The sequence below is a fragment of the Nakamurella panacisegetis genome, assembly GCF_900104535.1.
Lineage (GTDB): Bacteria > Actinomycetota > Actinomycetes > Mycobacteriales > Nakamurellaceae > Nakamurella > Nakamurella panacisegetis.
Window position 1 is genome coordinate 3,580,611 of sequence record NZ_LT629710.1, and the last position, 22,914, is coordinate 3,603,524.

Genomic DNA, 22,914 nt, shown 5'->3' on the forward strand with positions numbered 1-22,914 from the left:
CGGTCCGATCGGACACAAGGGCCCGACCGGACCGACCGCTACGACACCGTCAACGGCAGCGAGCGCTTGGGAGCATTGGCCAGACCGTCGAAAGTGCGTGCTGCCTCTTGCCTTTCGATGTCAACGGGACCGTAGGTGGTGGTCCGCTGCACCACCGGACGTCCCATCGGGACGGTGATCTCCTCGATGTCGGACACCGTCTTGTACGAGCCGAACTCCGAGCCGGCCATCCGCGAGATGGTCTCCTCCATCAAGGTTCCGCCGAGATCGTTGGCCCCGCCGGACAACATCGAGCGGGTGCCGTCGACGCCGAGCTTGACCCAAGAGGTCTGCACGTTGTCGATGGCGCCGTGCAGCATCAGTCGGGCCATGGCGTGCACAGCCCGGTTCTCGTCGAAGGTCGCGCCGGCCCGAGCCAGCCCGGCCAGGTAGATCGGCGAGTTGGTGTGGATGAACGGCAACGGCACGAACTCGGTGAAACCGCCGGTGTCACGCTGGATGGAGCGCAGCAACGCCAGGTGGGCGACCCAATGCTCGGGGGTGTCGACGTGCCCGTACATCATGGTCGACGACGAGCGGATCCCCAGTCGGTGGGCGGTGGTGATCACTTCCACCCATGACGCGGTCGGCAGTTTGCCCTTGGTCAGCACCCACCGCACGTCGTCGTCCAGGATCTCGGCCGCCGTGCCCGGGATGCTGTCGAGTCCGGCCTCCTTGGCCGCGGCCAGCCAGTCGTGGATGGACAGGTTGGCCCGGGTGGCGCCGTTGACCACCTCCATCGGTGAGAAGGCATGTACGTGCATCTCGGGGACGGCCGACTTGATCGCTCGGACCAGGTCGAAGTAGGCCGTGCCGGGCAGTTCCGGATCGATGCCGCCCTGCATGCACACCTCGGTCGCGCCCAGGTCCCAGGCCTGCCGTGCCCGCTGGGCCACCTCGTCGGTGGACAGGGAGTAGGCGTCGGCGTCCGTCCGCCGTTGCGCGAACGCACAGAACCGGCAGCCGGTGTAACAGACGTTGGTGAAGTTGATGTTCCGGTTCACGACGTAGGTCACGTTGTCCCCGTTGACATCGGCCCGCACCGAATCGGCCAGGGCGCACACCGCGTCCAGCTCCGGCCCGGTCGCCGTCATCAGCGACAGCGCGGCCGCCCCGTCGAGCGAACCCGGGTCCCGTTCGGCGATCCGCAGCGCGGCCAGGACGTCCGATTCGAACTTCCGCGGCGCGCGGATTCGTTCCCGCAGCGCGTCCCAGTCGCCGTAGACGTCCAGGAAGTCCGATCGCCGGTCGGATGTGCGGCCCTCCGTGTCGATGGAGGTGGCCAGGTCGGTGCGTCCGGACGAGGTCAGGCCGCCGGGGCCGTTCGGTCCGCCGGCCGGTTCCTCCGGCTCCTGCCATGGCCGGCCGACCGGAATGGCATCCGGCCGTGCGAGTCCGGTCTCGGGATCGGCGAGCGCGTCGACGTGGGCTCGCAGGCGCGGGTCCAGCCACGGCTCGCCGGCCCGGACGTACTCGGGGTAGATGGTCAGGCGCTCGGCCAGCCTGAATCCGGCCTCGGCCGTCCGCGCGGCCAGGTCATCGATCTGCGGCCAGGGGCGTTCCGGGTTCACATGATCGGGGGTGAGCGGCGAAACGCCGCCCCAGTCGTCGATCCCGGCCGCCAGCACCCGGGAGAACTGGTCCTCGATCAGGTTCGGGGGCGCCTGCAGCCGAACCGACGGCCCGAGAACGAGTCTCGCGACGGCAACCGTCGCGACCAGCTCGTCCATCTCGGCGTCGGCCCGCCGGGCGAACGCGGTGTCCGGCTTGGCCCGGAAGTTCTGCACGATGACTTCCTGGATTCCCCGGTAGGCCCGGGACGACCGCCGGATCGCGAAGATCGACTCCACCCGGTCGGCCAGCGTCTCGCCGATACCGATCAGGATGCCCGTGGTGAACGGGATGGAACTGCGCCCGGCGTCCTCGAGCACCCGCAACCGGACCTCCGGATCCTTGTCCGGTGAACCGAAGTGGGCGCCCGACCGGTTCTCGAAGATCTCCCGGGAGGTCGTCTCCAGCATCATCCCCATCGACGGGGCCACCGGCTTCAGGCGCGCCATCTCCTGCCAGCTCATCACGCCGGGGTTCAGGTGGGGGAGCAGGCCGGTCGCCTCGAGCACCCGGATACTGACGGCCCGCACGTAGTCGAGGGTCGATTCGTACCCGGCTTCCTCCAGCCACTGCTTCGCCGCGTCCCACCGGTCCTCGGGTCGGTCGCCGAGGGTGAACAGAGCCTCCTTGCAGCCGAGGGCCCGCCCGGCTTCGGCGATCTCGAGCACCTCGTCGACCGACAGGAACGGTGCCGGGACGCGCCCCGGCGTGGTGGCGAAAGTGCAGTAGTGGCAACGGTCCCGGCACAACCGGGTGAGTGGGATGAAGACCTTCTTGGAGTAGGTGATCACGCCGGGGCGTCCGGCCGCCTGCAGGCCCTGGTCACGCACTCGCGCGGCGCTGGAACACAGATCTTCCAGATCGGCGCCGCGGGCCCGCAGCAGCACCCCGGTCTCGGTCTCGTCCAGCGTGACGCCGTCGCGGGCTCGCCGCAACGCGCGCCGCATGGCACTGGCCGACGGGGCGGGATCGGGCAGAACGGGTTGGGGAAGATCGGTCACGGAAAGTCCTTCGGGGGCGTCGGCGGTCACGGAGTTCGTTCGGCGTCGGTGTCGGCCACCGATGCGTTGCAGGTTTCGCCGAACTCCTCGGCTGACGGCTGGCCGATTGCGGCCACCACCCACGGACGTAGAGCCAGAACCCGGATCAAGGACCCGGATCCGTCGGACTCACGACTGCTGGACTTGCCCCGCCGGGTGTCACCCCGGACCGCCGCCGTGGACCGTTGCACCTGCCGAAGCGGGCACGTGCACCACGATAGCCGGTGCCCTAGGCGAGCCTTACGCTCGGTCGGTCTCTCGCCACCAGAGGACGACGCCGAGCAGGGACAGGGTCACCACGTGTACGGCGGTGCACCACAGGCAGATCGCGTCGACCTTGAACAGTTCGACGTAGACCAGCCACAGCACGCTGGCGGTGCCGATCAGGACGCCCAGCAACCGCAGCAGGGCGACGTCCTTGGCGAACCGGGTGGGCGCGCAGAGCAAGGTCATCACCACGAAGAAGGCCAGGCCGGCCACCGCCACCGGGACCCCGGCGATCACCGACCATTGACTGGTCGTCACCTTCAGGCAGTTGACCGTCTGGGTGCCCGAACAGGCCAGGGTGGTCGAGCCGGTGAAGTGCTCGTACGTCAGGTAGGCCGAGATCAGCAGCGCGGCGATGGACAGGCCGAACGCGATCAGCTGCGGCCGGGAACGGGTCGTCGAGTGGACCTGCGTCATGACGGAAGCGTCTGGGACGTCACAGCCGAGGATGTGCACACCGCGGCCGGCTGGTTGTTGGTCAGCCTGCACAGCGCGGCCGTCACGTAGTTCGCTCCGCCCAGGACGCCCTTGGCGATGTCGGAATCCGGCTTCAGCAGCGCCGCTGCGATCTGGGCCTGGGTCAGCCCGGCGAGCACCTGCGGGTCGTAGGAGGCGCCGCTGATCAGGTATTTGTTGCCGAGGTCGACGAACGGGATGCTGCCGGAAGTGTTGTATTTGGTCACCAACGCCTGGTCGGCGGCTGACGGCTTGTCCAACGGTGCGTACCCGTTTCCGCTTCGTACATTGGTCGTCTCCTCGACGCCGGTGAACGAGAGGTACTGGCTGGTGTAGGTCGCTCCGTGGAAGGTCAGGGTGGCGGTGTTCGGGTAGGAGTCGGACGAGGATGAACTGGTGGTCCCGAGACCGCTGAACGTGCCGAAGCGAGCCAAGGCCGTCACCATCGACCACCGTTCGGCCGCGCAGAACGGGCAGTACTCGGCGCCGATGTACAACACCCGCGGCTTGCCCCCGGCTGTCAGTGCGTCACCGTTGATCGCGGTCATCACCCGGGAGTCCGTGCTGCCCTTGCCGACCGTGTCGTAGTTCGCGGTCGGGATGGACTCCAGCGACGCCGTCAGGGTGGCCGGGGCCGGGCCGGACGGGGCGGCCGCGGCGGGCGGCTTCTGGTTGGCCTTGACGACCACGAACACCACGACGATCAGGACCACGACCAGGACCGGTGCGCCGACGGTCCTCAGCAGGCGGTTGCGCCGATCCCGCCGGAGCCGTTCCTCCCGCAACTTCCGGGCGTGCTCACGAGCCGCCTGCTGATTGGCTGCCCGATTCTTGCCCGCCTGCGGATTCTTGCCCTTGGGGTTGCTCACTGTCGCGCCACGCTCTTCCTCGTGTTGTTCCGGTCTGCCATCGAGTATCGCAAGCCGGCCGGTATCCCACCCCCCTCGGGCAAGACTGAGCCGCAGCATGTGCCCGCGAAGTGGGATCCGGGTCGGCGAGACATGGGAGAAGTCAGTGGGCCAATGTCTTGAGGACCACGACACCCAGCCCCAACGCCAGCAGGATCACGACCAGAAGCGCGCGCCCCCACCACTTCAGGGCGGTGTGACGCACCGCGAGCAGAGCGAACAGACCCATTTCGGCCACCAGCACCCACACGCCGACCCACACCGCGGTGTGCAACCGCACCGCATTCAGCCCGGCCAGGGCGAGCAGCGCCAACGGCAACGCCGACGCGGCCATGATCTGGCCGGAGGCCCACAGCATGTGACGCAGATCCTTGCCGTCCGGGGTGACCCGGTGCACGCCGAGGTGTGCGACGAATTCCGACAGGACGCTCGCGCTGTACAGGCCGCCGGCCGCGATCAGCACATCCAGGGCCTTCTCCCACGGATGTTCGAGCGGGGTGTAACCGGTTATCACCAGCAGCGTGCTCAGGCAGGCGATCGACCCGTAGATGCGCTCGCGCAGCGCGGATGCAGCCAGTTCCTGGGTCACCCCGACCGTCACTCCGACCGGGACGCCGTCGGCCGTGGCCCCGGCGGCGTCGGGGGCGTCCGATGTTCCGGGTCGGGGGGCCGGGGAAGACGAAGAGTGCGCGGTCCAGTTCACGGATCGGAGTGAATCAGTCGACGAGGAGGTGGGCAAGGTTCGGTCGGGCGCGCGTCATCCGTCGGCGAGCATCCTGTTGACCACGGACGTCAGATCCCCCTCGGTGATGGACCGAGGGCCGCCTCCAGTTCTCCGACCTCGGCCGTCATGAGCGTCCGCTCGCGATCGAGCTCAGCCGGGACGACGACCGAGACCTCCCCGGCCATCAGACCGGGCAACGTCACCAGACCTGCCCCAGGGTGAAACCCACGACCGCGGCGCCCAGCCCGGCGACGACGGTTCCGAGCATGTTCGCGACGGCGAAGAACCGGGCCCGTTGCTCGATCAGCCGGACCGTCTCGAAGGAGAGGGTCGAGTAGGTGGTCAGCGCGCCGCAGAAGCCCGTCCCGATCAGCAGTCGCAGGGTGGAACCGCCGCCGGCCAGGGTCGCGCCGGTCAGCACGCCGAGGATCAGGCTGCCGACGACGTTGACGGTGAACGTGCCCCAGGGGAACAGGCTGTCGTGCCGGGCCTGCACGGTCCGGTCGGTCAGGTACCGCAGCGGGGCCCCGACCGCGGCCCCGGCGGCGACGACGAGATATTCGACCATCAGGCGCGCACCCCGCTCGCGATGCGCCGGGTCAGGAACATTCCGCCGCTGACGGCGAGCACCGCGCCGGCGGCGGTGATGGCCAGGTAGGCCAGAGCGGTTCCGCCGCGGCCCTCGCGGAGCAGGTTCGTGATGTCCAGCGAGTAGGTCGAGAACGTGGTGAAGCCGCCCAGCAGGCCGGTACCGAAGAACGGCCGAAGTAGCTGGTGGGGCGTCACGACCTCGTGGATGACGACCATGAAGACCCCGATGACCAGGCATCCGACCAGGTTGATGGTCAGCGTGGCCACCGGGAAGTGCCCGGCCGCGCTGGGCCACCAGAGGCCGACCTGGTAACGCAGCAGGGCGCCGATCACCCCGCCGGCGGCGATCGCACCCAGCACGACCGGGTGGTGACCGTGCAACTCCCGGCGTTGATCGGCGAAGGCCAGGTCGACATCGGGATCGATCGGCTCAGGCCGGGCCCATGGGCCGGGGTGATCCGTCATGGTTGCTCCTACACGTTGGGCCACGCCGCGGGAAGCGGGTCGGCGAAACTGATCGTGTAGGGACCGTTGGCGTCGCGGGTCGGCGTCGACCGGCGGGCGGTTGGTGACGGTGGGCCCCACCACCGTGCGCCCCGTGACGTGTCGCAGGCCCGCGAGGGGCGACGATACTCCACAGCCATGATGACGAATCCGACCTACGCCACCACCGGATCGACCGGGAGGGTGGGCGACATGGTGGCCCGGCGCCTCGCCGCCGCCGGTGTCGCCCAGCGACTGATCGTGCGTGACCCGTCCCGCGCCCCGGAGCTGCCGGGTGCCCAGATCTCCGTCGCCGACTACGTCGACCCGTCGGCCAGCACGGCCGCCCTGACCGGGATCAAGACCCTGTTCATGGTGTCCGCGGCGGAGAAGCCGGACCGGGTGCAGGACCACTTCACCTTCATCGACGCCGCGGCCTCGGCCGGGGTCGAGCTGATCGTGTACCTGTCCTTCTTCGGCGCTGCGGCCGATTCGACCTTCACCCTGGGCCGGGACCACTGGGCGACCGAGGAACATCTGAGGTCGAGCGGGATCGACCACGTGATCCTGCGGGACAACCTCTACCTGGACTTCCTCCCCGGCCTGGTCGGCGACGACGGTGCGATCCGGGGGCCGGCGGGCGACGGTCGGGTGGCCGCCGTGGCCCAGCGCGACATCGCGGAGGTGGCCGCATCGGTCCTGCTGGCGCCGGACGGCCACCGTGGGCGGACGTATCGGCTGACCGGACCGCAGGCGCTCACCCTCGCCGAGGTCGCGGCCACGCTGACCGTCGCCCTCGACCGTCCGGTCCGCTACGTCGCCGAGACCCTGGAGGAGGCGTACGCGTCGCGGGCGGTGTACGGCGCGCCGCGGTGGCAACTCGATGCCTGGGTGAGCACCTACACGGCCATCGCGGCGGGGGAGATGGACGGAGTCAGTGACGACATCCCCGCACTGACCGGGCATCCGGCGACGTCGCTGGCCGACCTGCTCCGATCCTGAACGGCCCGTGCGGCGACCGGCGCTCGGCCCGGAAATCGGGCTTGGTCGCCGCGACTAGCATCGAGACCATCGAAGTCCGCGGCGACGTTGCGGGCGCCTGCCCCGGGACGCCGTAGGTGTCCTGCCAACAAGAGGAGTTCCACTCGTGTCTGTCGTCGCTCATTCCCACGCCGCTGCGCGCGTGAGGGTTCCGGCGGGCACGACCGCCTCCCAGGCAGTGGGTGAGGCCGGGCTCCCGCGCAGCGGCGCCGAGGCGATCGTGGTGGTGCGTGACCAGGACGGCAAGCTCCGCGACCTGGCCTGGTCGCCCGAGCACGACGCCGAGGTGGAGCCGGTCGCGGCCAACACCGAGGACGGACGTTCGGTCATCCGGCACTCGGCGGCGCACGTGCTGGCGCAGGCCGTCCAGCAGCAGTTCCCGGAGGCCAAGCTCGGCATCGGGCCGTTCATCAAGGACGGGTTCTACTACGACTTCTTCGTCGAGAAGCCTTTCACCCCGGAGGATCTCACCGCCCTGGAAAAGCGGATGAAGCAGATCGTGAAGGCCGGGCAGCGGTTCTCCCGCCGGGTCTATCCCTCGGTGGAGGAGGCCCGCGCTGAGCTGGCCGGCGAGCCGTTCAAGCTCGAACTGATCGACGACAAGTCCAGCATCGACGACGCGGAAGTGCTGGAGGTCTCGGCCGGAGGCGTCCTGACCGCCTACGACAACCTGCACGCCCACACCGGGGAGCGGATCTGGGGTGACCTGTGCCGTGGGCCGCATCTGCCGACCACCAAGGGCGTCCCCGCGTTCAAGCTCACCAAGTCCTCCGCGGCGTACTGGCGCGGCGACCAGAAGAACGCGGGCATGCAGCGCATCTACGGCACCGCCTGGGAGAACCAGGAGGCGCTGGATGCGTACCTGCTGGCCCAGGCCGAGGCCGAACGCCGCGACCACCGGAAGCTGGGCAACGAGCTGGACCTGTTCAGCTTCCCGGACCAGCTGGGTTCGGGCCTGGCCGTTTTCCACCCCCGGGGCGGGATCATCCGCAACGAGATGGAGCAGTACTCGCGGCTGCGGCACATCCAGGCCGGCTACGAGTTCGTCAACACCCCGCACATCACCAAGGGCCAGCTGTACGAGACCTCCGGGCACCTCGACTGGTACCGCGAGGGAATGTTCCCGGCGATGCATCTGGACGCCGAATACCAGCAGGACGACGCGGGCAACATCTCCGTGCGCAAACCAGGCCAGGACTACTACCTGAAGCCGATGAACTGCCCGATGCACAACCTGATCTTCGACGCCCGGGGTCGCTCCTACCGGGAACTCCCGTTGCGGCTCTTCGAGTTCGGCACCGTGTACCGCAACGAACCGTCGGGCGTGGTCCACGGCCTGACCCGGGCCCGCGGTTTCACCCAGGACGATGCCCACATCTACTGCACCCGTGAGCAGATGCGTGACGAACTGGCCAGCCTGCTCCGGTTCGTCCTCGATCTGCTCAAGGACTACGGCCTGGACGACTTCTACCTCGAGTTGTCCACCCGCAACCCCGAGAAGTCGATCGGCGACGACGCCACCTGGGAGGAGGCCACCGCGACCCTGGCCGAGGTGGCCGCCGCGTCCGGTCTCGAACTGGTGCCCGACCCGGAAGGCGCTGCCTTCTACGGTCCGAAGATCTCCGTCCAGGCCCGGGACGCCATCGGCCGCACCTGGCAGATGTCGACCATCCAGCTCGACTTCCTGCTGCCGGAACGGTTCGAACTCGAATACTCGGCGGCCGATGGCACCCGCCAGCGCCCGGTGATGATCCACCGGGCCCTGTTCGGCTCGATCGAACGCTTCTTCGGTGTCCTCACCGAGCACTACGCCGGCGCCTTCCCGGCCTGGCTGTCACCGGTGCAGGTGGTCGGGATCCCGGTGGCCGAGGCGTTCGGCGACCACCTGGAGGCCGTGGCCACCGCGGCCAAGGCGCGGGGAATCCGGTTCCAGGTCGACCACTCCGACGACCGGATGCAGAAGAAGATCCGCAACCACACCACCGGCAAGGTGCCGTTCATGCTGTTGGCCGGGGCGGCGGACGTCGAGTCAGGGGCGGTGTCGTTCCGATTCCGCGACGGATCGCAGATCAACGGGGTACCGATCGAGCACGCCGTGGCCGCCATCGACGGGTGGGTCGCCAACAGGGTCAACGCGTCCCCCGATGCGGAGCTGTTCGCCGCCGCGCTCACCCAGGCCGGTTGGGAAGCCCCGCGGGCCGAAAGTGACTGACCACGCCGACGGCGCTGCCGGACTCGTCACGCCCGATGTCGAACTGGTCCACCAGGACGGCGTCGGCGCCCCGGACCGGTGGGCCCGGCTGTGGACACCGCACCGCATGGCGTACGTCACAGCGGAGCCGCGGGTGGCGCCGGAGGCCGGCCCGACCTGTCCGTTCTGTCGCATTCCGACCCTCGACGACGAGGCCGGACTGATCGTCGCCCGGGGTCAGGACGTCTACGCGGTGCTGAACCTGTTCCCCTACAACCCGGGGCATCTGATGGTGGTGCCGTACCGGCACGTCGCGGACTACACCGCACTCACGGCCACCGAGATGGTGGAGCTCGGTGAGTTCACCAGCCGCGCGATGACGGTGCTGCGCAAGGTGTCCGGCCCCCACGGCTTCAACATCGGGATCAACGCCGGGGAGACCGCCGGGGCGGGGATCGCGGCCCATCTGCACCAGCACATCGTCCCGCGCTGGGGCGGCGACTCCAACTTCATGCCGGTGGTCGCGGCGACCAAAGTGCTGCCCCAGTTGCTCGGTGAAACCAGGGCTCTGCTCGCTGCCGCCTGGTGACGCGGCCCGTGGCGGGCCCGGCCGCTCCTGGGTCCCAACCGTCGAACCGCCGACTATCGTGAACGATTGCGGTTGACGGCGGTGGCCCCGCCGTCGTTCCGCTCTGCTTTGTAGCTTCTTGCCACCCACGACCTGAAGGGCAGTCATGCTCAATGCGATCGCCCGCGGATCGGTGTCGAAGGTCACCGATCCGATCGGTCGTGGGCTGCTCAAGATGGGTCTGAGCCCGGACCTGGTGACGGTGATCGGCACGATCGGCGCGGTCGCCGCGTCGATCTCGTTGTTCGGGACCGGTCACCTCTTCTGGGGCACCATGGCGGTCACCGCGTTCGTCTTCTTCGACCTGTTCGACGGGGCGATGGCCAGGGCCCGCGGGTTCGGTACCGACTTCGGTCTGGTGCTGGACGCCTCGTGCGACCGCATCGCCGACGGCGCCCTGTTCGGCTCGCTGGCCTACTACAGCTTCGTGATCAAGCACGACACGTGGCTGGGCTCGGCCTGCCTGCTGATCCTGGTGGCCGGACAGGTGATCTCCTACGTCAAGGCGCGAGCCGATTCGGTCGACCTCAGGATCGGCGGCGCCCTGGCCGAGCGAGCCGAGCGCAACGTGCTCGGTCTGGTCGGGGCGGGTCTGGCCGGGCTCGGTCTGAAGATCGCACTGCCGATCTGCCTGTGGCTGCTCGCCGCGGCCTGTCTGGTGACGGTCGTTCAACGGCTGGTGCAGGTGCGACAGGCGGCCAAGGCCAAGGGCGACCCGGCGACCAAGGCTCCGTCCGGCGCGTCCGGGCGCGGACCCGCCGCCGGCCGTCAGCGGTGAGCGAGACCTCCGACGCGCTGATCGGCCTCGGATACACGGCCGCCTGGGCCGCCGCGAAACGGCTCCCAGCCGGTGCCGCGTACGCGCTGGCCGATCGGGCCGCCGATCTGGCGATGACCCGGCGCGGGCCGGCCGTGGTCCAGTACGCCCGGAATCTGCGGCGGGTGCTCGGCCCCGGGGCGACACCGGAAACGCTGTACGCGACGACGGGGAAGGGTCTGCGGTCGTACGCGCGGTACTGGCTGGAGACCTTCCGCCTGCCGGTGATGGACAAGGACGAGGTCGCCGTCCGGGCGCTTGCCGCCTCCACCGGCATGCACCACATCGCCGAGGCGGTCGATGCCGGCCGGGGTGTGGTCGTGGCCCTGCCGCACTCGGGGAACTGGGACGTGGCCGGGCTGATGCTGGTCCACCAACAGGGATCCCTGGTCAGCGTGGCCGAACGGCTGCGTCCGGAGAGCCTGTACCGGAAGTTCGTGGCCTACCGCGAATCGCTCGGCATGGAGATCCTGCCGCTCACCGGTGGATCGGCACCGGCGTCATCGGTGCTCAAGGATCGGCTCCGGGCCGGCAAGGTCGTGTGTCTGCTCGGCGATCGCGACCTGACGGCCAGCGGCGTGCCGGTCACCTTCTTCGGGCAGCAGACCCGGATGCCGGCCGGGCCGGCGATGCTGGCCGCGCTGACCGATTCCGTCCTGGTCACCGCGCGCCTGACCTTCCTGCAGGACGGATCCGGACGGGGTTGGGGGGCCACCGTGTCAGCCCCGATCGAGTTGCCCGGCACGAGATTGGCCGAGCGGGTCAGGAACGGCACGCAGATCATCGCCTCGGCCTTCGAGGCGGGCATCGCCGAGGTCCCTCATGATTGGCACATGCTCCAGAGACTCTGGCTCGAGGATCTGCCGGAAGGCCACGAGGCGGCCGAACCGGCCGCGAACCGGCCGGCCGGCGGAACGCGGGCCGGGGCATGAGGATCGGCCTGGTGTGCCCGTACTCGTTCGACATCCCGGGCGGAGTGCAGGGGCATGTGGCCGACCTGGCGACCACGTTGATCGGGCTCGGACACGAGGTGTCGGTACTCGCTCCGGGGGACGACGACGGTGACTTCCCAGACTTCGTGGTGCCGGCCGGCCGCAGCGTCGGGATCCCGTACAACGGGTCGGTCGCGCGGCTCTCGTTCGGGCCGGTGTCCTACGCCCGAGTCCGCAAGTGGGTCAGGGCCGGACATTTCGACGTGCTGCACCTGCACGAGCCGGTCGCGCCCAGCCTGTCGATGCTCGCCCTGATCGTGGCCGACGGCCCGATCGTCGCCACGTTCCACACGGCCAATCCCCGGTCGAAGATGCTCGCCGCCTTCCAGGGCCTGCTCCAGCCTTTCCTGGAGAAGATCACCGGCCGGATCGCGGTCAGTGACCTGGCCCGGCAGGTGCAGGTCGAGCACCTCGGCGGGGACGCGGTGGTCATCCCGAACGGCGTCGACGTGGCGACCTACGCTGCCGCCCGGCCGCTACCCGGCTATCCCCGTGACGGGGGGACCATCGGGTTCATCGGACGGTTCGAGGAGCCGCGGAAGGGCATGTCGACGCTGCTCGACGCGCTGCGGATCCTGCGCGTGGACCGCCCGGAACTGCAGTTGGTGGTGGCGGGCAGCGGCGACGAGAAGGAACTGATCGAGATGGCCGGTGATTTCGCCGGTCACGTCAGATCGCTCGGACTGATCTCCACCGCCGACAAGGCGTCTCTGCTGCACTCGGTGGACCTGTACTGCGCACCCAACACCGGCGGCGAGAGTTTCGGCATGATCCTGACCGAGGCGATGAGCGCCGGCTGCGCGGTGGTGGCCAGCGATCTGGACGCATTCGCCCGTGTGCTCGACGACGGTGCCGCCGGGGTGCTCAGCCCGGTGGAGGATCCGGAGGCGCTGGCCGTGGCGATCGGCGGCCTGCTCGACGATCCGGCCCGGCGGGCCGAGCTGGTCGCGGCGGCCCGAACGGCCGTCGCCGCCTACGACTGGCCGGTCGTCGCCGGTCGGATCGTGAAGGTCTACGAAACCGTCATCGCCGCCGATCCCCGGTCGGTCGTGGCCGCCGACTGATGACCACCTTCGTCGTCGTCGTCCTGTTGGTCGTGCTGCTGGTCGCCGCGTTGCGGTTGTGGCTGACGGCCAACCGGCTGGATCGGCTGCACGTCCGGACCGAGGCGGCGTGGCAGGCCCTGGAGGGGGCGCTGTCCCGGCGGATCGTCGCCACTCGGGCGGCCGCCGCAGCCGGGGCGTTCGCCGAGCCCGACGCCGATCGGCTGCGTCATCTGACCAGCCTGGCCGACCATGCGCCGCGGGCCGGCCGGGCGGACGCCGAGAACGACCTGTCCCGCGCGCTCGCCGCCCAGCCGCCGGTGGTCGAGCCGGAACTGGCGGCCGAACTGAACGACGCCGGCGAGCGCGTCGTGCTGGCCCGCAGCTTCTACAACGACGCAGTGCGTGACACCAGAGCCTTGCGGGCCGTGTGGTTCACCCGGATGTTCCGGCTGGCCGGCCGAGCGGCCATGCCGGACTACTTCGAGATCGCCGATCACGTCCCGGTCGGCCCGGCGGAGCGGACCGCGGCCCGGGTCATCCTGCTGGACGAGAAGCACCGGGTGCTGATGTTCGCCAGCCGCGACAGCGGGCAGCTGGTCTGGTTCCCGACCGGCGGCGGGGTCGAGCCAGGGGAGGACCTGCGTGCGGCCGCGGTGCGCGAGCTGCGGGAGGAAACGGGACTGCATGTGGCCGCCGGGGATCTGGTGGGCCCGATCTGGCGTCGGTCGGCCCGGTTCGTCTTCACCGGGGTGCTGTACGCACAGACCGAGTTCTACTTCGTCGGCCGGGCGCCCGCCGGATACCGGATCGACGTCGCCGGCTTCACCGAACTGGAGAAGGAGGTCATCGCCGGGCACCGATGGTTCTCCACCGACGACCTCGCGGCTGCGGCGTCGTCCGCCCGGGTCTATCCCGAGCAGCTGGGCGATCGGCTGGGGGAGGCCGTCGCCGCTCTTGACCGGTCGGGCGCGGCCCCCGATCTCACCGAGATCCGCTGACCAGGCGCGCTGCGTCGGTCCCTCCGGATTTGTGTGCCCCGGCGGGTCTGACTGTTTCCATACGCGCTCGCGACCTACGGTGAGTCCATGCGCTCCGCCCGAGTCCTCGCTGCTGTTGCCATTCCGGTCCTGATCCTGTCCGCCTGCTCGTCGAAGAAGTCCCCGGCACCGTCCACGACGGCCGTGGTCAGCAGCGCTCCGGTCAGCAGTCCGGCCGTGAGCTCCAGTCCGCCCGTCTCCTCGGCGCCTGCCCCTTCGAAGACCACGACGGCCAAGACAACAGCGCCCGCGGTGAAGCCGGGCGCGACCGATCCGTTGACCGGTCTGGCCCCGAGCAAGAACCCGGTCCTGGCCGTCAAGATCGACAACACGTACTTCGAGGTCGCGCAGTTCGGTGTTTCCGACGCCGACATCGTCTTCGTCGAACAGGTCGAGGGCGGCCTGACCCGCCTCATCGCGGTGTTCCACACCACGCTGCCGACCGAGGTCGGTCCCGTTCGCAGCGTCCGATCGACCGATGCCCAGCTCCTGCCCGTCTTCGGCCGGCCCGGACTGGTGTTCTCCGGGGGCGCGGGAGGTCCGCTGGCCGACCTGGCCAAAACCGCCGTCGTCGACACCTCGGCTCTGGGCGGCGACTACTTCCGGTCGAGCGTGGCCACCGGGACGTACAACCTGCACGCCGATCTGACCAAGATCGCCAAGGACGCGACCGGGCTCGGCGCGGTCCAGCCCATCGGCCTCACGTTCGTCAAGAGCTCGGCCGCGGTGAGTGCGGGCGCGAAGGTGAAGTCCATCTCCGTGGTCATGGAGGCGGGCCTGACCGACTTCAGTTGGACCGGCGGACGCTTCGTCCGGATGCGGAACGACGCGCCGGTCTCCGACTACCAGGGCAAGGTCGAAGCCGCCGACAACGTGCTGGTCATGCACGTGACCGACACTCCGGACGGCACTGTGGACACCAACGGTCAGCCGTCCTACCTGACCCAGACGGTCGGCTCGGGCAAGGTGACGCTCTACCGTGACGGGCACGCCGTCGCCGGCACCTGGAAGCGGGCCACGGCGACCGGGCGGTTCACCTTCCAGGACGCGAAGGGACACGCGCTGCCGTTCAAGCCCGGCAAGACCTGGGTGATGCTCGCTCCGCAGACCGCGGTGGTCACCACCACCTGACCGGTCAGTCGGTGTGCAGGCCCCGGGCCGCGCGCAGTGTGGCCAGGGCTTGGTCGTCCAGTTCCAGGTCGACCGCGTCGAGTGCCTCCCGCAGTTGCTCCGGGCTGGACACGCCGAGGACGGGCACCGACGACGGCAATGCCTGCATCAGGTAGGCCAGCACCACCTGGTTCGCTGTGGCGCCGAGGCGGTGGGCGGTGGATCGCACCGCCTCCAGCTGTACTCCGGTGGCGCGGTGGTGGTACTCCGCCGGAATCGCCCGATCCGGCCGTGAATAGGCACCCTGCAGCAGGGCCGCGTACGCGAACACCGTCATGCCCTCGTCGGCGGCGTACGCGGCCTGGGCATCGTCCAGCGCCACCTGCGGCCAGAACTCGGCGCCGGCCGCCGGTGTCAGGTACGTGTGCCGCATCTGGATGGCTTCGTACCGGGACCAGCCGTTCTCGTCGCTGATCCGGTGGGCCTCCCGCAGCCGGTCCAGCGTCAGGTTGCTGCATCCGATGGTGCCGACCTTGCCCGCGCGAACCAGGTCGTCCAGGGCCTGCAGGGTCTCCTCCAGTGGGGTGTCCGGGTCGTTGACGTGCGTGTAGAGCAGGTCCACCCGGTCCAGGCCAAGCCGAGTCAGGGATCCGTCGATCTGCGTGGTCACGGCGGACGCGGACAGGCCCTGCATCTGGTCGAAGCCGGAACCGCCGGGCCGGGGCCGGGCACCGATCTTGGTGGCGATCAGCAGGTCTTCCGGGCCGCCTCTGGTCGCCAGGTACTGCCCGAGAAACGTCTCGCTCTCGTCGCCCGTCATGCCCTCCACCCAGAACGGGTAGTTGTTGGCGGTGTCGATGGTGACGCCACCGGCGTCGACGAACTGCTCGAGCAGTGCGGCCGACCGATCCGGGGCGATGGTGGACCCGAAGTACATGGCACCCAATGCCTGCGGGCCGTAGGCGGGGGCAGATCGGAAGGGGCTCACTGCGGGACTCCGATTCTGAGGGTGGGCCCGCCACGAGGGTTCGCGCGGGCCGGTTCAGGCCAGCCAACCGGACACGTCCGTCGGTCGGCGCTCGGCCGCGCGGTCAGCGATCGCGGCGAGCCGGTGCACGGCGGTCGTCAGCTTCTCCGGCGGCTGGCTGAACGGTAGCCGCAGGTAGGACTCCATGGTTCCGTCGGGCCCGAATCGGGGACCAGGGGCGATGCGAAGGCCGACCGACGGCGCCAACCGGGCCAGTTCCGACGCGAACGGTCCGGGCAGCGCGACCCAGAGGAAGGCGCCTCCGGTCGGCCGGCTGGCCTGCCACCGGGGCAGGAGCCGGGTGAGGGCTCCGGTGAGCGTCGCCGCCCCGGAGGCGAGGCGCCCCCGTTGCAGATCGAGGGCGTCCTGCGGATCGCGCAGCAGGTGGATCGCCAGCAACTGGTCCAGTACGGGGCCGGACATGTCACCCAGTGCCCGGCCGGTGGCCAACCGGTTGATCAGCGTCGGGGCGGCGCGGATCCAGCCGATCCGCAGACCGCCCCAGAACGACTTGGAGAGCGAGCCGAGCGACACCATCCGCAGTCCGCTGTCGAACGACGCCATCCGGGGCGGGAGGGCTTCCCGCCCCGGGAAGGACATGTCCCGGAACGACTCGTCGATCAGCAGCGGGGTGTTGCTGGCGCGAGCGGCCCGGGCGACGGCGGCCCGGGTCTCGGCGTCCATCACGGCACCCGTCGGATTCTGGAAATCCGGGATGAGATAGGCCAGTCGGGGAGCCGTCTGCCGCAGGGTGGCGGCGATCAGATCAGGGTCCCACGGGCCTCCGCACTGCTCCTGGTCCGGCCCGGGCAGGCCGACCGGACCGGGTATCCGGCGGGCGGCCCGGATGGCGTCAAGGGCCAGGGGATAGGTCGGGCACTCGATCAACACCCGGTCCCCCGGGGCTGTGAGTTCCTGCAGGGTCAGGGTGAACGCGTGCTGGGCCCCGTTGGTGACCAGGATCTGGTCGGCCGTCGTTGGGACTCCGTCGAGGGTGTAGCGATCGGCGATCGCCTCACGCAGCCCCAGCAGCCCGTACGGGCTGTAACCGTCGCCGCCCAGGTGGGCCGGAAGGTCGGCCACGGCCTTGGCCGCAGCCGCGGTGATCGCCTCGGCCGGCGCGGGCAGGCTCGCCGTGGCGAGATCGATGACGTCAGGCCCGCTGGGCTCCGGAACGCCGAACCAGCCGGCCGGCCCGACGCTGCGGGCCGGATCCGCCACCGCCCCGGAGTCGGTGCCCGGCAGCCGCAGCCGACTTCCGGAGCCTCGCCGTGAGTCCAGCCAGCCTTGCTGGCGAAGCAGCGTGTACGCCGCGGCCACCGTGGTCCGGGACAGGGTCAGCCCGGCGGCCAGCTCGCGTTCACTGGGCAGACCGGCGCTGACGGCGAGCCGACCGTCCAGGACCGCGTTGCGGATGCGCTCGGCGAGGTTGCGATAGGCCGGGCCGGACCCGCCGGCCGGAAGTGGCCCGAGCCGGCGGACCAGCGTGGCGGCGGAAATCCGGGCAGTGGACTCATTCATGCGGTCCAGTCTGCCCGGTCTGCCCCTCAATGGACAGGCCTTCGGATGCCACTTCTTCGAAAGTGGCTATGGGGCGACCGGCCAATTGTCCAGCATGATGGCGGAGTGTCCACCGAAGCGGTCCTGCCCCGTACCCCTCGTCGCCGTACCCCACTCGCCGTGCTGGCCCCGATCCCGGCCGATCGCCGGATCCGCCGGTTCGGCCAGCTCGTCATCGGGTTGGTGCTCTACGGCTTCACCATGGGACTGATGGTCCGGGCCGTGTTCGGGCTGGACCCCTGGGACGTGTTCCACCAGGGCCTGACCAAACTCATCGGTCACTGGGTGCACCTGTCCTACGGCACGGTGATCACCGGCGCTTCCGTGGTAGTGCTGCTGGCCTGGATCCCGCTGCGCCAGCGCCCTGGCATCGGCACGGTGCTCAACGTGCTGATCATCGGCTGGACCACCGACGCCACGCTCGCCGTCATCCACCCCACCGGGACGCTCGCCGTCCGGATCCTGTTCCTGCTGGCCGCGGTGATCGGGAACGCGGTCGCCGGCGCGCTGTACATCGGGGCCGGACTCGGCCCTGGTCCCCGCGACGGGCTGATGACCGGCATGGTGGCCCGCGGTATCGGCTCGGTGCGCGTGGTGCGTACGTCGATCGAGCTGTCCGTGCTGTTGGTCGGCTGGTTGGGCGGAGGGGCCGTCGGACTGGGCACCGCTGTCTATGCGCTGGCCATCGGGCCGCTCCTGCAGCTGTTCCTGCCGCGGCTGCGGGTGCCGTCCCCGGAGACCGGCGACGGCCAGGTCGGCCGTTCGTCCGAGGGTGACCGGGCCGACAACGACAACGACGGTGCGTTGCCGGTGGAGTTCCTCGAGGGCCGATAGCCTTACCGGCATGAACACCCTTCTTGTCACCCTGCACGTCGTCGCGGCGGTGTTCATCGTCGGGCCGATGGCCATCCTGCCGCAGACCGCCATGAAGGCCATCCGCGCAGGCGAGGGCGCCATCGTCGAACGAGTGGCCCGGTCGACCATGATCTTCAGCCTGCTCTCCCTGCTGGTGGCGGTCCTCGGGTTCGGCGCGCTCGCCACCGCAGACAAGAGCAACGACTGGAGCATCTCGACCCCGTGGGTGCTCATCGCCCTGCTGGTGTACGTCGTGGCGGTCGCCCTCAGCCTGCTGGCCGTCGTGCCCGCCCTGCGCAGTGCAGGCGAGCACCTTCTCGACCCGGCCGGCGAGAACCTACGGTCGAAGGACTACACCCGGATCGCCATGGCCTCGGGCATCGTGTCGTTGTTGCTCGTCGTCGTGGTCGTCCTGATGGTCTGGAAGCCCTGACCGGACCCCCGGTCCGACGCCGCAGAGCGTGAACTGGCAGTGGCGGTGAGTGGTCCGACGTAGGATTTTCATCGATCGGCTGCGCCGCGGGCTTTTGCGCGGCCGATGTCCACCACCATGTGGGGCGACCGTGCCGCGGTCGCCCGCACCGATGCGCAAGGGGTACTTCGCAGATGAGCGGCCACTCCAAATGGGCTACCACCAAGCACCAGAAGGCGGCCAAGGACGCCAAGCGGAGCAAGGCGTTCGCCAAGTTGATCAAGAACATCGAGGTCGCGGCCCGGATGGGCGGCGGTGACCCGGACGGCAACCCGACCCTGTGGGACGCCATCCAGAAGGCCAAGAAGACCTCGGTTCCGATCGACAACATCAACCGCGCCGTCAAGCGAGGCTCGGGAGCCGAAGCCGGTGGGGCCGACTACCAGGGCATCACCTACGAGGGGTACGGCCCCAACGGCGTGGCCATGATGATCGAGTGCCTCACCGACAACCGCAACCGTGCGGCCAGCGAGGTCCGGGTAGCCGTCACCCGGAACGGCGGCAACATGGCCGATCCCGGATCGGTCTCCTACCTGTTCAGCCGCAAGGGTCTGGTGGTCGTCCCCAAGTCAGAGGGGCTGACCGAGGACGACCTGCTGATGGCGGTGCTGGACGCCGGCGCCGAGGAGGTCTCCGATTCCGGTGACGTGTTCGAGATCGTCTCCGAGGCAACCGATCTGGTCGCCGTGCGGACCGCGGTCCAGGAGGCCGGCATCGACTACGACTCGGCCGACCCCACGTTCATCGCGTCGCTCAACGTGCCGCTGGACGTCGAGGGTGCCCGCAAGGTGATGAAGTTGGTCGACGCCATCGAGGACCTGGACGACGTCCAGAACGTGTACACCAACGCCGAGATCCCCGACGACGTCCTGGCCGCCCTGGACGAGGAGTAGCGCCGGTCCTCGCCCTCCGGCGTGGCGGTCCCGATCGACGCCCGCGGGCCGGGTAACGTCCATCGGACAAGTGTTCGGCACGCGGCCGGATTCGTGTCGGAAGGTGGTTCCCTGGTGCGAGTGCTCGGGGTCGATCCGGGGCTGACCCGATGTGGGGTCGGCGTGGTCGACGGGGGACCGGGCCAGAAGCCGACGCTGGTCGAGGTGCTGGTGGTGCGCACGCCGCCGGAAGACGACATCGCGTATCGGCTGCTGGCGGTGGCCGAGCGGGTCGAAGCCCTGCTCGATCAGCACCGACCCGACACGGTGGCCATCGAGCGGGTGTTCAGCCAGTCCAACGTCCGGACCGTGATGGGTACGGCCCAAGCGGCCGGCGTGGTCGCGCTGGCCGCCGCCCGGCGCGGCATCCCCGTCGCCTGGCACACTCCGAGCGAGGTCAAGGCCGCCGTCTCCGGCAACGGAAACGCCGACAAGGCGCAGGTCACGGCCATGGTCACGCGCCTGCTCAGGCTGGACGCGGCGCCGAAGCCGGCCGATGCCGCCGACGCGCTCGCGCTCGCCATCTGTCATCTGTGGAGGTCGCCCATGCAGAGCCGGTTGGCCGCTGCGTTGTCCACCTCGGTGTTGGCCGCCCGTCCGGCTCGGATCGGGAGCGTGGGCCGATGATCGCCTCCGTCCGCGGCACGGTCACCGCCATCACCCTCGATCACGTCGTGGTCGAGGTGGGTGGGGTCGGTCTGGCCATCCGCACCACGCCGTCGACCCTGGCCGGCCTGCGCCGCGGCGAGGAAGCCCGCCTGGCCACCACGCTGGTCGTCCGGGAGGACTCCCTCACCCTGTTCGGATTCGCCTCGGACGAGTCGAAGGAGCTGTTCGAGCTGGTGCAGTCGGTGTCCGGAGTCGGACCGAAGATCGCGCTCGCGCTGATCGCGGTGCTGGAGCCGGAGGAGCTCCGCCGTGCCCTGGCCTCCGGCGACTACAACACGCTGACCAGGGCTCCGGGTATCGGCCGCAAGGGCGCCGAACGCCTGGTGCTGGAACTGCGGGACAAGGTCGGTGTGGTGTCCACGGCGACCGCCTCGGGTGGACCGGCCGCGGCGGTGGCCTGGCGTCCCAAGCTGTCCGAGGCGTTGGTCGGGCTCGGCTTCACCGTCAAGCAGGCCGACGACGCGATCGCCACCCTGGCCTCCGATACCGAGGACGCCGCGGTGCGTGACGGCGACGTCGGTCTGCTGCTGCGCCGGGCGCTCGGCCTGCTCGGGCGACACCGGTGACGTCGATGGGCGACCCCAGGGCCGATCAGGTGGCCGGGGCCGAGGATCAACTCGATCCGGCCCTGTTGCCGGGGGACGCCGAGGTCGAAGCCTCGTTGCGGCCGCGGACCCTGTCGGAGTTCGTCGGTCAGGTGAGGGTCCGCGAGCAGCTCGAGCTGGTGCTGTCCGCAGCCAAGCTCCGCTCCGCTGTGCCGGACCACATCCTGTTGGCCGGTCCGCCCGGCCTGGGCAAGACCTCTCTGGCCATGATCATCGCGGCCGAGCTCGGTGCGGCCATCCGCCTGACGTCCGGACCGGCCCTGGAACGGGCCGGCGATCTGGCCGCCATGCTGTCGAACCTGGTCGAGGGCGACGTCCTGTTCATCGACGAGATCCACCGCATCGCCCGGCCGGCGGAGGAGATGCTGTACCTGGCCATGGAGGACTTCCGGGTCGACGTGATGGTCGGCAAGGGGCCGGGAGCCACGTCCATCCCGCTCGACATCGCCCCGTTCACCCTGGTCGGCGCGACGACCCGGTCCGGGCAACTGACCTCCCCGCTGCGCGACCGGTTCGGCTTCACCGCCCACATGGAGTTCTACACACCGGAAGAGCTGCTGCGCGTGATCAGCCGGAGCGCCGGAATCCTGGGTATGGGACTGCCTAAGGACGCGGCGGCCGAGATCGCCAAACGCTCGCGGGGCACACCGCGGATCGCCAACCGACTGCTGCGTCGGGTGCGGGACTTCGCCCAGGTGAGGGCGGACGGGGTGGCCGATCTGGCCGTGGCCCGGGCTGCGCTGAAGGTGTACGACGTCGACGAGCTCGGTCTGGACCGGCTGGACCGGGCCGTTCTGACCGCGCTGTGCCAATCGTTCGGCGGCGGACCGGTCGGCCTGACCACGTTGGCCGTGGCCGTCGGTGAGGAGCCGACCACGGTCGAGGAGGTCTGCGAACCCTTCCTGGTCCGGCTGGGCATGCTGGCGCGCACCCCGCGCGGCCGGATCGCGACCCCTCTGGCCTGGTCGCACCTCGGCCTCGAGCAGCGGCCGGGTACCGCGTTCACCGGGACGTTGTTCGACGAGGACGCCTGATCGTGGCTGGTCAGCCACGGTTCCGGAACGGACGTGGACCGCGGCGGCACGACGTGCGCTGCACGCTGATGTGACGTACGTCCGGTACCCTCGGATCTGTCTGTCGCGGATCTCAGCGGCGAGCAGTCGAAATCCCTCCGAACCGAACCGGGCCGGAACTTCGGATGCCGTCCCAGCGTTCTCCGCCCGAGGCGCACGTGTTCGTCTGGTCCGGTGCACCTCGGCCGCCGGGACGACCACACTTTGAAGATGCATTTGGTGCACCGGAAGTCGTATTCGGTGCCGCAGGAACATTTCGGTCCAGGAAGTACCCGATGGACGGATGCCGACCGGCATGCCGCCCGAGAAGCAACTCGAGGAGAAGCATGCAGAACTTCGCGCTTTTGATCCTGATGTTCGGCGCGGTCGGCGTGATGATGGTCTTCGGCTCCCGCAACAAGAAGAAGATGGCCCTGAAGGCGGCTGAGCTGCAGGCGGCCATCGTCCCCGGCACTCGGGTGATGACCACCTCCGGTCTGCACGCCACCGTCACCGCGGTCGCCGACGACACCATCGAACTCGAGATCGCCCCCGGTATCTACACCACCTGGGTCCGCGCCGCCGTCCGCGAGATCGTCGTCCCGGCCGGCGACGAGGAGTTCGCCCAGACCGAGTACGACGACGCCGACTACGCCGAGCTGTCCGGCCAGGAGATCGAGCCGATCCACGATGATCACCCGTCGCTGGAGAAGCGCAGCAACGACGTCAACTAAGGTCGTTCATCACGCCCGGGACCCTGC

General features: G+C 69.7%; 25 protein-coding genes. 15 read left to right on the plus strand and 10 right to left on the minus strand.

Annotated features, from left to right (window positions below; translation table 11 throughout):
* Nucleotides 1-38: 38 nt before the first annotated feature.
* The 8 genes from BLS97_RS16050 to crcB (BLS97_RS16080) form a co-directional block, all read right to left on the minus strand.
* On the minus strand, nucleotides 39-2,681 hold the full coding sequence (locus BLS97_RS16050) for a bifunctional FO biosynthesis protein CofGH (protein ID WP_407938022.1): 2,643 nt from the start codon (nucleotides 2,679-2,681) through the stop codon (nucleotides 39-41).
* Nucleotides 2,678-2,881 carry a hypothetical protein gene (locus BLS97_RS16055; RefSeq protein ID WP_090477530.1) on the minus strand — a complete coding sequence of 68 codons (204 nt, stop codon included), beginning with the start codon at nucleotides 2,879-2,881 and terminating at the stop codon, nucleotides 2,678-2,680. Before BLS97_RS16055 ends, BLS97_RS16050 begins: the two co-directional genes overlap by 4 nt.
* Nucleotides 2,882-2,930: 49 nt before the next feature.
* Entirely contained in the window at nucleotides 2,931-3,374 is a 444-nt protein-coding gene (locus BLS97_RS16060) for a vitamin K epoxide reductase family protein (protein ID WP_090477532.1), read from the minus strand.
* A complete protein-coding gene (locus BLS97_RS16065) occupies nucleotides 3,371-4,282 on the minus strand; it encodes a DUF929 family protein (protein ID WP_157695473.1) in 912 nt (303 codons plus the stop codon). Before BLS97_RS16065 ends, BLS97_RS16060 begins: the two co-directional genes overlap by 4 nt.
* A 142-nt stretch (nucleotides 4,283-4,424) precedes the next feature.
* Entirely contained in the window at nucleotides 4,425-5,024 is a 600-nt protein-coding gene (locus BLS97_RS16070; protein ID WP_090477536.1) for a hypothetical protein, read from the minus strand.
* Nucleotides 5,025-5,113: 89 nt separating this feature from the next.
* Complete coding sequence (locus BLS97_RS24260) at nucleotides 5,114-5,248, minus strand: hypothetical protein (RefSeq protein WP_269457450.1); 135 nt, start codon at nucleotides 5,246-5,248, stop codon at nucleotides 5,114-5,116.
* Nucleotides 5,245-5,613, minus strand: coding sequence for a fluoride efflux transporter CrcB (gene crcB, locus BLS97_RS16075; protein WP_090477538.1), 369 nt, complete (start codon nucleotides 5,611-5,613; stop codon nucleotides 5,245-5,247). The genes BLS97_RS24260 and crcB (BLS97_RS16075) overlap by 4 nt, the downstream gene beginning before the upstream one ends.
* The gene (gene crcB / locus BLS97_RS16080; RefSeq protein WP_090477540.1) at nucleotides 5,613-6,101 is read right to left on the minus strand and encodes a fluoride efflux transporter CrcB; all 489 of its coding nucleotides are present in this window, start codon (nucleotides 6,099-6,101) and stop codon (nucleotides 5,613-5,615) included. The genes crcB (BLS97_RS16075) and crcB (BLS97_RS16080) overlap by 1 nt, the downstream gene beginning before the upstream one ends.
* Nucleotides 6,102-6,278: 177 nt before the next feature.
* Between crcB (BLS97_RS16080) and BLS97_RS16085 the strand changes: the two genes are divergently transcribed.
* The 8 genes from BLS97_RS16085 (at nucleotide 6,279) to BLS97_RS16120 (ending at nucleotide 15,002) form a co-directional block, all read left to right on the plus strand.
* A complete protein-coding gene (locus BLS97_RS16085) occupies nucleotides 6,279-7,121 on the plus strand; it encodes an SDR family oxidoreductase (protein ID WP_407938023.1) in 843 nt (280 codons plus the stop codon).
* 145 nt (nucleotides 7,122-7,266) lie between these two features.
* Nucleotides 7,267-9,372 carry a threonine--tRNA ligase gene (thrS, locus tag BLS97_RS16090; protein WP_090477542.1) on the plus strand — a complete coding sequence of 702 codons (2,106 nt, stop codon included), beginning with the start codon at nucleotides 7,267-7,269 and terminating at the stop codon, nucleotides 9,370-9,372.
* Nucleotides 9,365-9,940 carry an HIT family protein gene (locus tag BLS97_RS16095; RefSeq protein WP_269457451.1) on the plus strand — a complete coding sequence of 192 codons (576 nt, stop codon included), beginning with the start codon at nucleotides 9,365-9,367 and terminating at the stop codon, nucleotides 9,938-9,940. The genes thrS and BLS97_RS16095 overlap by 8 nt, the downstream gene beginning before the upstream one ends.
* A gap of 145 nt (nucleotides 9,941-10,085) precedes the next feature.
* Nucleotides 10,086-10,757: a phosphatidylinositol phosphate synthase gene (gene pgsA, locus BLS97_RS16100; RefSeq protein ID WP_090477544.1), complete on the plus strand. Its 672-nt coding sequence runs from the start codon at nucleotides 10,086-10,088 to the stop codon at nucleotides 10,755-10,757.
* Nucleotides 10,754-11,728 (plus strand): phosphatidylinositol mannoside acyltransferase, encoded by a 975-nt coding sequence (locus BLS97_RS16105; RefSeq protein ID WP_172832288.1) that lies wholly within the window; start codon nucleotides 10,754-10,756, stop codon nucleotides 11,726-11,728. Before pgsA ends, BLS97_RS16105 begins: the two co-directional genes overlap by 4 nt.
* On the plus strand, nucleotides 11,725-12,852 hold the full coding sequence (locus tag BLS97_RS16110; protein ID WP_090477546.1) for a glycosyltransferase family 4 protein: 1,128 nt from the start codon (nucleotides 11,725-11,727) through the stop codon (nucleotides 12,850-12,852). Before BLS97_RS16105 ends, BLS97_RS16110 begins: the two co-directional genes overlap by 4 nt.
* Complete coding sequence (locus tag BLS97_RS16115; protein WP_090477549.1) at nucleotides 12,852-13,832, plus strand: NUDIX hydrolase; 981 nt, start codon at nucleotides 12,852-12,854, stop codon at nucleotides 13,830-13,832. Before BLS97_RS16110 ends, BLS97_RS16115 begins: the two co-directional genes overlap by 1 nt.
* An 87-nt stretch (nucleotides 13,833-13,919) precedes the next feature.
* Entirely contained in the window at nucleotides 13,920-15,002 is a 1,083-nt protein-coding gene (locus BLS97_RS16120) for a DUF3048 domain-containing protein (RefSeq protein WP_090477551.1), read from the plus strand.
* Between the two features lie 4 nt (nucleotides 15,003-15,006).
* Here BLS97_RS16120 and BLS97_RS16125 read toward each other — a convergent pair whose 3' ends face one another.
* Together BLS97_RS16125 and yczR are read right to left on the minus strand one after the other, a co-directional pair.
* Nucleotides 15,007-15,969: an aldo/keto reductase gene (locus BLS97_RS16125; RefSeq protein ID WP_197676215.1), complete on the minus strand. Its 963-nt coding sequence runs from the start codon at nucleotides 15,967-15,969 to the stop codon at nucleotides 15,007-15,009.
* 54 nt (nucleotides 15,970-16,023) lie between these two features.
* Entirely contained in the window at nucleotides 16,024-17,529 is a 1,506-nt protein-coding gene (gene yczR / locus BLS97_RS16130) for a MocR-like transcription factor YczR (RefSeq protein WP_090477553.1), read from the minus strand.
* A 105-nt stretch (nucleotides 17,530-17,634) separates the two neighbouring features.
* On the opposite strand from yczR, the gene yczE reads away from it, so the two are divergent.
* The 7 genes from yczE (at nucleotide 17,635) to yajC (ending at nucleotide 22,887) form a co-directional block, all read left to right on the plus strand.
* Nucleotides 17,635-18,402 carry a membrane protein YczE gene (gene yczE / locus BLS97_RS16135; RefSeq protein ID WP_197676216.1) on the plus strand — a complete coding sequence of 256 codons (768 nt, stop codon included), beginning with the start codon at nucleotides 17,635-17,637 and terminating at the stop codon, nucleotides 18,400-18,402.
* 10 nt (nucleotides 18,403-18,412) lie between these two features.
* Nucleotides 18,413-18,856 (plus strand): DUF2269 family protein, encoded by a 444-nt coding sequence (locus BLS97_RS16140; protein ID WP_090477556.1) that lies wholly within the window; start codon nucleotides 18,413-18,415, stop codon nucleotides 18,854-18,856.
* A 173-nt stretch (nucleotides 18,857-19,029) separates the two neighbouring features.
* A complete protein-coding gene (locus BLS97_RS16145; protein ID WP_090477559.1) occupies nucleotides 19,030-19,788 on the plus strand; it encodes a YebC/PmpR family DNA-binding transcriptional regulator in 759 nt (252 codons plus the stop codon).
* Nucleotides 19,789-19,902: 114 nt separating this feature from the next.
* Nucleotides 19,903-20,454: a crossover junction endodeoxyribonuclease RuvC gene (gene ruvC, locus BLS97_RS16150; RefSeq protein ID WP_090482399.1), complete on the plus strand. Its 552-nt coding sequence runs from the start codon at nucleotides 19,903-19,905 to the stop codon at nucleotides 20,452-20,454.
* The gene (gene ruvA, locus BLS97_RS16155) at nucleotides 20,451-21,062 is read left to right on the plus strand and encodes a Holliday junction branch migration protein RuvA (protein ID WP_090477561.1); all 612 of its coding nucleotides are present in this window, start codon (nucleotides 20,451-20,453) and stop codon (nucleotides 21,060-21,062) included. Before ruvC ends, ruvA begins: the two co-directional genes overlap by 4 nt.
* A gap of 5 nt (nucleotides 21,063-21,067) precedes the next feature.
* Complete coding sequence (gene ruvB / locus BLS97_RS16160; protein WP_090482402.1) at nucleotides 21,068-22,135, plus strand: Holliday junction branch migration DNA helicase RuvB; 1,068 nt, start codon at nucleotides 21,068-21,070, stop codon at nucleotides 22,133-22,135.
* A 365-nt stretch (nucleotides 22,136-22,500) separates the two neighbouring features.
* Complete coding sequence (yajC, locus tag BLS97_RS16165) at nucleotides 22,501-22,887, plus strand: preprotein translocase subunit YajC (protein ID WP_157695474.1); 387 nt, start codon at nucleotides 22,501-22,503, stop codon at nucleotides 22,885-22,887.
* Nucleotides 22,888-22,914: the final 27 nt, after the last annotated feature.

Coding starts and splice junctions, on each gene's coding strand:
- yajC (WP_157695474.1), top strand. CDS start 22,501: ATGCAGAACTTCGCGCTTTTGATCCTGATGTTCGGCGCGGTCGGCGTG.
- BLS97_RS16110 (WP_090477546.1), top strand. CDS start 11,725: ATGAGGATCGGCCTGGTGTGCCCGTACTCGTTCGACATCCCGGGCGGA.
- BLS97_RS16145 (WP_090477559.1), top strand. CDS start 19,030: ATGAGCGGCCACTCCAAATGGGCTACCACCAAGCACCAGAAGGCGGCC.
- BLS97_RS16115 (WP_090477549.1), top strand. CDS start 12,852: ATGACCACCTTCGTCGTCGTCGTCCTGTTGGTCGTGCTGCTGGTCGCC.
- BLS97_RS16120 (WP_090477551.1), top strand. CDS start 13,920: ATGCGCTCCGCCCGAGTCCTCGCTGCTGTTGCCATTCCGGTCCTGATC.
- ruvA (WP_090477561.1), top strand. CDS start 20,451: ATGATCGCCTCCGTCCGCGGCACGGTCACCGCCATCACCCTCGATCAC.
- pgsA (WP_090477544.1), top strand. CDS start 10,086: ATGCTCAATGCGATCGCCCGCGGATCGGTGTCGAAGGTCACCGATCCG.
- crcB (WP_090477538.1), bottom strand. CDS start 5,613: ATGGTCGAATATCTCGTCGTCGCCGCCGGGGCCGCGGTCGGGGCCCCG.
- yczR (WP_090477553.1), bottom strand. CDS start 17,529: ATGAATGAGTCCACTGCCCGGATTTCCGCCGCCACGCTGGTCCGCCGG.
- BLS97_RS16140 (WP_090477556.1), top strand. CDS start 18,413: ATGAACACCCTTCTTGTCACCCTGCACGTCGTCGCGGCGGTGTTCATC.
- ruvB (WP_090482402.1), top strand. CDS start 21,068: ATGGGCGACCCCAGGGCCGATCAGGTGGCCGGGGCCGAGGATCAACTC.
- BLS97_RS16085 (WP_407938023.1), top strand. CDS start 6,279: ATGATGACGAATCCGACCTACGCCACCACCGGATCGACCGGGAGGGTG.
- crcB (WP_090477540.1), bottom strand. CDS start 6,101: ATGACGGATCACCCCGGCCCATGGGCCCGGCCTGAGCCGATCGATCCC.
- BLS97_RS16060 (WP_090477532.1), bottom strand. CDS start 3,374: ATGACGCAGGTCCACTCGACGACCCGTTCCCGGCCGCAGCTGATCGCG.